This window comes from Streptomyces sp. FH025 (assembly GCF_017427025.1).
In the GTDB taxonomy this organism is placed as follows: Bacteria; Actinomycetota; Actinomycetes; order Streptomycetales; family Streptomycetaceae; genus Kitasatospora.
This window is the reverse complement of record NZ_JAFLNG010000367.1, coordinates 1-7,726: the sequence shown is the minus strand read 5'-3', so window position 1 is coordinate 7,726 and position 7,726 is coordinate 1. Positions and strand designations below refer to the sequence as shown.

7 protein-coding genes are annotated in these 7,726 nt (G+C 72.3%); 3 read left to right on the top strand and 4 right to left on the bottom strand.

Annotated features, from left to right (window positions below; genetic code table 11):
• The 3 genes from J0670_RS23745 to J0670_RS23735 form a co-directional block, all read left to right on the top strand.
• On the top strand, positions 1-1,061 hold a 1,061-nt coding region (locus J0670_RS23745; protein WP_243437419.1), incomplete at its 5' end, for an EF-Tu/IF-2/RF-3 family GTPase.
• 235 nt (positions 1,062-1,296) lie between these two features.
• Positions 1,297-2,196 (top strand): neutral zinc metallopeptidase, encoded by a 900-nt coding sequence (locus J0670_RS23740; protein ID WP_207813684.1) that lies wholly within the window; start codon positions 1,297-1,299, stop codon positions 2,194-2,196.
• 288 nt (positions 2,197-2,484) lie between these two features.
• Positions 2,485-4,122: an alkaline phosphatase gene (locus tag J0670_RS23735; RefSeq protein WP_207813683.1), complete on the top strand. Its 1,638-nt coding sequence runs from the start codon at positions 2,485-2,487 to the stop codon at positions 4,120-4,122.
• A gap of 58 nt (positions 4,123-4,180) precedes the next feature.
• On the opposite strand, the gene J0670_RS23730 is transcribed toward J0670_RS23735, so the two are convergent.
• The 4 genes from J0670_RS23730 to J0670_RS23715 form a co-directional block, all read right to left on the bottom strand.
• Positions 4,181-5,407, bottom strand: coding sequence for a sugar ABC transporter permease (locus tag J0670_RS23730; protein WP_207813682.1), 1,227 nt, complete (start codon positions 5,405-5,407; stop codon positions 4,181-4,183).
• Positions 5,404-6,186: an ATP-binding cassette domain-containing protein gene (locus J0670_RS23725; RefSeq protein ID WP_207813681.1), complete on the bottom strand. Its 783-nt coding sequence runs from the start codon at positions 6,184-6,186 to the stop codon at positions 5,404-5,406. Before J0670_RS23725 ends, J0670_RS23730 begins: the two co-directional genes overlap by 4 nt.
• Before the next feature lie 46 nt (positions 6,187-6,232).
• Positions 6,233-7,330, bottom strand: a complete 1,098-nt coding sequence (locus J0670_RS23720; protein ID WP_207813680.1) for a substrate-binding domain-containing protein — start codon at positions 7,328-7,330, stop codon at positions 6,233-6,235.
• A gap of 109 nt (positions 7,331-7,439) precedes the next feature.
• Positions 7,440-7,726: helix-turn-helix transcriptional regulator (locus J0670_RS23715; protein WP_207813679.1), on the bottom strand; the 287-nt coding region annotated here is incomplete at its 5' end.

Genomic DNA, 7,726 nt, shown 5'->3' with positions numbered 1-7,726 from the left:
ACCTGCGCCTGTACGCCGGCACCCTGCGCAAGGGCGACACCGTCCTGGACACCGCCACCGGCCGTCCGGAGCGCGTCGCCCGCATCCTGCGCGTGCTGGCCGACCGCCACACCGAGACCGACCACGCCCTGGCCGGGGACATCGTCGCCGTCATCGGCCCCAAGACCACCCGCGTCGGCGCCACCCTGTGCGACCCCGACCACCCGATCCTGCTGGAGGCCCCCGTGAACGCCGACCCGGTCGTCACCGTCGCCGTCGAGGCCCGCCGCAGCGCGGACACCGGCAGACTCGCCGCCGCCCTGGCCCGCCTCACCGAGGAGGACCCCTCGCTGCGCCTGGCCACCGACCCCGAGACCGGGCAGCGCACCCTGTCGGGCTTGGGGGAGCTGCACCTGGAGGTCGCGGTGGAGAAGGTGCGCCGCGACGCCGGCGTGGAGGCGGTGGTGGGCCGCCCGCGGGTCGCGCTGCGCGAGGCCCTGGTCGAGGGCGTGTCCGGCTTCGTCTACCGGCACGCCAAACAGGACGGCGGCGCGGGCCAGTTCGCCCACCTGGTGCTGGACGTGGCACCGCTGGAGGAGGGCTTCGCGTTCACCTCCACCGTCACCGGCGGGAGGGTGCCGCGCGAGTACGTGCGGGCCGTCGAGGCCGGCTGCCGTGACGCCCTGGCCGAGGGGCCGCTGGGCGGTCACCCCGTGACCGGCCTCGCCGTCACCCTCACCGACGGCATCACCCACCCCAAGGACTCCTCCGAGCTCGCCTTCCGCACCGCCGCCCGCCTGGGCCTGCGCCAGGCACTGCGCGCGGCGCGCCTGCACCTGCTGGAGCCGCTGGCCGAGGTGGACGTCACCGTGCCCGAGGAGGCGCTGGGCGCGGTGCTCGGGGACCTCGCCGCGCGCCGAGCCCAGGTGCGGGGCACCGCGCCCGGGCACGGCGGCACCGTGCGGGTGAGCGCGACGGTGCCGCTGGCCGAACTGTTCGGCTACGCGGGGCGTCTGCGCGCCCGCACCCAGGGGCGCGGCACCTTCACCAGCCGCCCGGGCGGGTACGCGCCCGCCGGCTGAACCCGCGCCCGGCCCCGCTGCCCCTGCGGCGGGGCCGGGCACCCGTCCCTCCTGCAACGGGCACCCGTCCCTCCTGCAACGGGCACCCGTCCCTCCCGCAAAGCGCAGCTCCGGCCCGGGTCCTGTTGCGCCGGGGCGGGGCGTGTTGCCCGTAGGCTGGGTGGGTCGTGGTGGCACGGGCTGTCACCAGGGCGGACGAGAACGACGAGACGACGAGAAGTGGGTAGGCAGGGGCATGCAGTTCGACGACCAGGGCGATCTGGACACCTCGCAGGTGGACGACCGGCGCGGCATCCCGGGCGGGAAGGTCGCCATCGGGGGTGGGGCGGTCGGCCTGATCGCGGTGCTGTTCGCCGTCATCCTGGGCGTCGATCCCCAGTTGCTGGGCCTGTCCTCGGGCGGTTCCTCCTCGTCGTCCTCCACCTCCCGGACCGACGGTGAGGTGCAGCAGTCCTGCAAGAGCGGCGCGGACGCGAACAAGCGTCAGGACTGCCGGATCACGGCGGTGACCAACAGCCTGCAGGAGTTCTGGCGCGCCGAGCTGCCGCGCCGTACCAACACCGCGTACAAGCCCGCGCAGACGGTGCTGTTCACGGGTCGGGTCTCCACGGCCTGCGGGCCGGCGACCTCGGCGGTGGGCCCGTTCTACTGCCCCGGCGACCAGAGGGCCTACTTCGACCTCGACTTCTTCGGTGAGCTGTCGAGCCGCTTCGGTGCCAAGGGCGGCCCGTTCGCCGAGTCCTACGTGGTCGCCCACGAGTACGGCCACCACATCCAGAACCTCACCGGTGCCATGCAGAAGGTCGGCGGCGACCGCCAGGGTGCCACCAGCGGGTCGGTGCGCCTGGAGTTGCAGGCGGACTGCTACGCCGGGGTGTGGGCCCACCACGCCACCACCACGCCGCAGGCCTCCACGGGGCGTCCGCTGATCGCGGCCCTCACGGACCAGGACATCGCCCAGGGCCTGGACGCGGCCGCGGCCGTGGGCGACGACCGGATCCAGAAGCAGGCCACCGGGCGGATCAACCCCGAGGCGTGGACGCACGGTTCCTCCGAGCAGCGCAAGGCCTGGTTCACCACCGGTTACCGCAGCGGCGACCTCGCCCAGTGCGACACCTTCTCCGGCAAGATCTGACCCCCTTTCCCCTCCGCGGCCGGGCTTGACCCGGTCCTTACCCGCCCGGGCCCGCTGCGGCCCGGGCGTTCACGTTTCTCCCGGGAGAATGCCGGACGGTGGGCCGGTGCGGGTCCCGCCTCGGCCCCATGTAGGCGGTTGGCGCTGGTATGGCCAGTTTCGTCGGACCTTCACCACTCTCGCACCTGATGATCACTTGACCGCCGTGGTCCGGACCCCTGGCAGTCGGGGTGGTCGACTCGAATTCCTTCGCACACGCCCCGAGCCGCGAAAGGCCACCACCCCGTCATGACCCGTTCCGCCGACCGCCCTTCGCCCGACCGACTGCTGCGCGAGGCCGCCGCCCGCCTCGACCGGCGCCGCTTCCTCACCGTCACCTCGGCCGCCGCCGCGCTGGCCTTCACCGTCAACCTGCCCTCCGCGCACGCCGCGGACCCCGAGTTCGCTCCTCGGGTGATCACCGACAACCCGTTCACGCTGGGGGTGGCCTCCGGTGACCCGCTGCCCGACGCCGTGGTGCTGTGGACCCGGCTGGCCCCGCGCCCGCTGGAGCCGGGAGCCGGCATGCCGCCGACCGGGTCGGTGAGGGTGGGGTGGGAGATCGCCCGCGACGAGCGGTTCCGCCGCGTCGAGCGGCGCGGCAGTGCTCGCGCCCACGCGGAGTTCAACTACGCCGTCCACGTGGACGTCGAGGGCCTGGACGCCGGCCGCGAGTACTTCTACCGCTTCACCGTCGGCACCTGGACCAGCCCGGTGGGCCGTACCCGCACCGCCCCGCCGCGCGGACGCAAGCTCGACAGCACCCGCTTCGCCGTCGTCTCCTGCCAGGCCTACGAGGACGGCTACTTCACGGCCTACCGCCACCTCGCCGACGAGAACCTCGACGCCGTCTTCCACGTCGGGGACTACATCTACGAGTACGGGATCGACGCCGCCGGCGGTGACCGCAAGTACACCGACCGCACCCTGCCGGCCCACTTCGACCACGAGACCGTGACCCTGGAGGACTACCGGCTGCGGTACTCCCTCTACAAGAACGACCCGGACCTCCAGGCCGCCCACGCCGCTCACCCGTGGTACGTGACGTGGGACGACCACGAGGTGGAGAACAACTACGCGGCCGGGATCCCGGAGAAGAACCAGGACCCGGCGCCGTTCGTCGCCCGCCGCGCGGCCGCCTACCGCGCGTACTGGGAGAACCAGCCGCTGCGCATGCCCAACCCGCGCGGTACCGAGCTGACCCTCTACCGGCGCGTCCACTACGGGAAGCTGGCGCAGTTCGACATCCTCGACACCCGCCAGTACCGCGACGACCAGGCCAACGGTGACGGCTGGCAGTACCCGACCCCGGAGTCCGAGAACCCCGCGCGCACGCTGATGGGCGCCACCCAGGAACGCTGGTTCGCCGAGGGGCTGCGCCGCTCCCAGGCCACCTGGAACGTGATCCCGCAACAGGTGGTCTTCTCCCGCCGCAAGAACACCACCGCCGCTCGCTCGAAGCTGTCGATGGACGCCTGGGACGGCTACCCGGCGGCCCGCGAACGCTTCCTGAGCGCGGTGGAGAAGGCCGGCACCAGGAACCTGGTGCTGCTGACCGGCGACGTGCACGTGGCCTACGCCCTGGACGTCAAGCGCAACTTCGACGACCCGGCCTCACGGACGGTGGGCGTGGAGTTCGTCGGGACCTCGATCAGCAGTGACGGTGACGGCGAGGAGAAGCCGTCCAACTGGAACAACCTCATGTCCGCCAACCCGCACATGAAGTTCTACGACGGGCGCCGCGGCTACACCACCCTGACCCTGGACCACCAGCACGTGCGTGCCGACTACCGGGTCCTGCCCTACATCACCCGCCCCGGGGCGCCGGTGTCCACGGCCGCGTCGTTCGTCACCGAGGCCGGCAACCCGGGCATCAAGCCCGCCTGACCACCCGCCCGACGGGGGCCCGGGCCGCGCCGCCCAGGGGGGCGGCGCGGCCCAGGCCCTAGGTTCGGGTGGCGGTGCGGGTGCGGCGGGTGAGGGAGTCGAGGACGACGGCGGCCAGCAGGACGGCACCGGTGATCATGTACTGGATGGCTTGAGCGGCGTGGACCATGTCCAGCCCGGTGGTGATGGACTGGATGACCAGGATGCCCAGGAGCGCCGACCAGGTGCTGCCGCGGCCGCCGAAGAGGCTGGTGCCGCCGATGACGGCGGCGGCGATCGCGCTCATCAGGACGTTGCCGCCGCCGAGTTGCTTGTCGGCGGAGCCCTGCTGGGAGGCGTAGAAGAGGCCGCCGAGGCCGGCGAGGAGGGAGGACAGCAGGAAGACGGAGACGCGCACGCGGGTGATGTTGACGCCGGCGCGGCGGGCGGCTTCGGCGCCGCCGCCGACCGCGAAGACCTGCCGGCCGTAGCGAGTGCGGCGCAGCACGAAGTCGGTGGCGACCACGGTGGCGAGCAGGACGACCAGCGACAGGGGCAGGCCGCGGTCCTGGTTGAGGGTCCACGCGGCGGCCAGGGCGATGAGCGCGAACGCCGCCGTGCGCAGAACGCTTTCGGTGACGGGGCGGGTGGCGAGGCCGGCGGCGCGGCGGCGTCGGGCCGTGTGCAGACGGGCGATCAGGTAGAGGGCGGGGGCGAGGACGGCCAGGGCCCAGGCGTAGGCGATGTCGCCGTCGCCGAGGAAGGTGGTGTCCAGGCCGGCGATGATGCCGTCGTGGTGGTTGTTGACGGTGCCGCTGTCCAGGACGTACTCCTGCAGGCCGCTCCAGGCGAGCATGCCGGCGAGGGTGACGACGAAGGCGGGCACGCCGACGCGGGCGAACAGCAGGCCGTGGAGCAGTCCCATGACACAGGCGGCGGCGAGTGCGGCGGCGATGGCGGCCCATTCTGGCCAGCCCCGGTGGGCGGTGAGGGCGGCGGTGATCGCGGCGGTGGCGCCGGCGACCGAGCCCAGGGACAGGTCGATCTCGCCGAGGATGAGCACGAAGACGACGCCGACGGCGATCAGTCCGGGGCCGGCGATGAAGCGGCTGATGTTGGTGAGGTTCTCGGCCTGGAGGAAATGGTGGGTGACGCACTGGAAGACGACGGCGATCACGGCGAGGCCGATGACGACGGGCAGTGGGCCGAGGTCGCCGGAGGCCAGGCGGCGCCGGACGCCGTCGAGGCGGTGGGCCCGGCCGGGCTCGCTCGTGCGGACGGACGGGTCGGCGGCGGGGGCGCTCACGATGCGTCCTCCTGTGCGGCGCGGCGGGTGCGGCGGGTGTGGGCGTTCTCGGTGGCCCCGGTGATGGCGGCGATGATCTGTTCCTGGGTGGTGCCGGGGAGCGGGAAGCGGCCGTTGTTGCGGCCCAGGCGCAGTACGGCGACGGTGTCGGCGACCGCGGTGACGTCGGCCATGTTGTGGCTGATCAGGATCACTCCGAGGCCGTTCTCGCGCAGTCGCTCGACCAGGTCGAGGACCTGCGCGCTCTGTTCGACGCCGAGCGCCGCGGTGGGTTCGTCGAGCAGGACGACGGAGGGTTCGCCCACCAGGGCGCGGGCGATGGCGATGACCTGGCGCTGTCCGCCGGAGAGCGCGGCGACGGGGGCGCGCAGGTCGGGGATGCGGATGGAGAGGGTGTCCAGGAGGCGGCGGGCGCGCTGCTCCATGGTGACCTCGTCGAGGAGGCCGTGGCGCAGGTGCTCGCGGCCGAGGAACAGGTTGGCGATGACGTCGAGGTTGTCGCACAGGGCGAGGTCCTGGTAGACGGTGGCGATGCCGAGGTCGGTGGCGTCCTGGGGGCGGGCCAGGCGTACGGGCCGGCCGTGCCAGGTGAGGGTGCCGGTGTCGACGGGGTGGACGCCGGCGATGGTCTTGACGAGGGTGGACTTGCCGGCGCCGTTGTCGCCCACGAGGGCGAGGACCTCGCCGGGGTGGACGTCGAGGTCGACGTCGGTGAGGGCCTGGACGGCGCCGAAGCGCTTGGAGACCGCGCGCAGTTGAAGGACGGGTGCGCCTGTCACGTCGAACTCCTCCGGGGGCGGGCTGCTGGACGGGCCGCTCGGCGGGCTACTTGAGACCGGCGGCGGCGCAGGCGGCGGCGTAGTCGGGGGTGCAGATGTCCGAGGTCTTGTAGAGGCCGTCGGCGATGACGGTGGTGGTGATGTCGTTCCTGGTGACGACCTTGGCGTCGAGGAGCTTGGCGGGGATGTTCGTGTCGGTGGCGCTGTCGACGCTGGCACCGGCGACGGGCTTGACGTCCTTGCCCTGGAGGAGGTCGACGGCGAGTTCGGCCGCGGACTCGGCGAGCGGGCGGTAGGCCTTGTAGATGGTGTAGGCCTGGTCGCCGCTGACGATGCGCTGGATGGCGTCGAGGCCGGCGTCCTGGCCGCCGACGGGGATCTTGACGCCGGCGCCCTTGAGCTGGGTGATGATGGCGCCGGCCATGCCGTCGTTGGCGGAGTAGACGGCCTGGAAGCCGTTCTTCCCGTACTGGGTGAGGGCGGCGGAGATCTTCTGGGCGGCGACGGTGGGGTTCCACTGCCCGGACTGCTCGTAGACGACCTTCTTGACCTTGCCGTCCAGGATCTTGTGGGCGCCGGTCTTGAACTGGGCGGCGTTGGGGTCGGCCTCGTCGCCGTTGATCATGACGATGTCGGCGTCGGCGGCCTGCGGGCCGAGGGCGTCCAGCAGGGCCCGGCCCTGGAGTTCGCCGACCTTCTCGTTGTCGAAGGAGACGTAGGCGGAGACCGGGCCGGTGGCCAGGCGGTCGTAGGCGATGACCTTGACGTTCTTGGCGGCGGCCTCCTTGACCCAGTCCCGGGTGGAGGCGGCGTCGTAGGCGTCGAGGACGATGACCTTGACGCCCTGCGCGAGGAGGGTGTCGAACTGCTGCTTCTGCTTGGCGGCGCTGCCCTCGGCGTTGTTGTAGAGCACCGTGCACGAGGCGCACAGGGCCTTGACCTTGGCTTCGATGAAGGGCTTGTCGAAGGACTCGTAGCGGCTGGAGGACGCGTTCTCGGGTAGCAGGAGGCCGATGGAGGTGCTGTCACCGCCGGCGGCGGAGTCCTTCTTGTCGCCACCGGCCTTGCCGCAGGCGGCGGTCGCGGACAGGGTGAGTACGAGGGTGGCGGAGCAGACGAGGGCGCGACGCAGTACGGCGTTCATCGGGTGCCTCTCCCTGGGGGTGCCGCGGCTTCGCGGCGGGGTGGGGGGAGTTAAACCTGAGCGCGTACATGACGTCAATAAGTAAAACCGTACTCCTGGGAATCCTCCGCTACTTGTTATCTTCGTGAACACTTGACGGTTCGCCAGCTCTGCGGCTGACGGAACCTTCGGCGACTTCGGTGGCGACGGCGGCGGTGGCGCGGTAGCGGCCGGGGGTGGTGCCGAACTCGCGGGCGAAGGCGTGGGAGAGCGCGTACGGGCTGGCGTAGCCCACCTGGCGGGCGACGGCCTGAAGGGGATCGGCGCCGTGCCGCAGCAGCGTGGCGGCCCGGGTCATCCGCCACCAGGTCAGGTAGGCCATCGGCGCGCGGCCGGCCAGGGCGGTGAAGCGGCGGG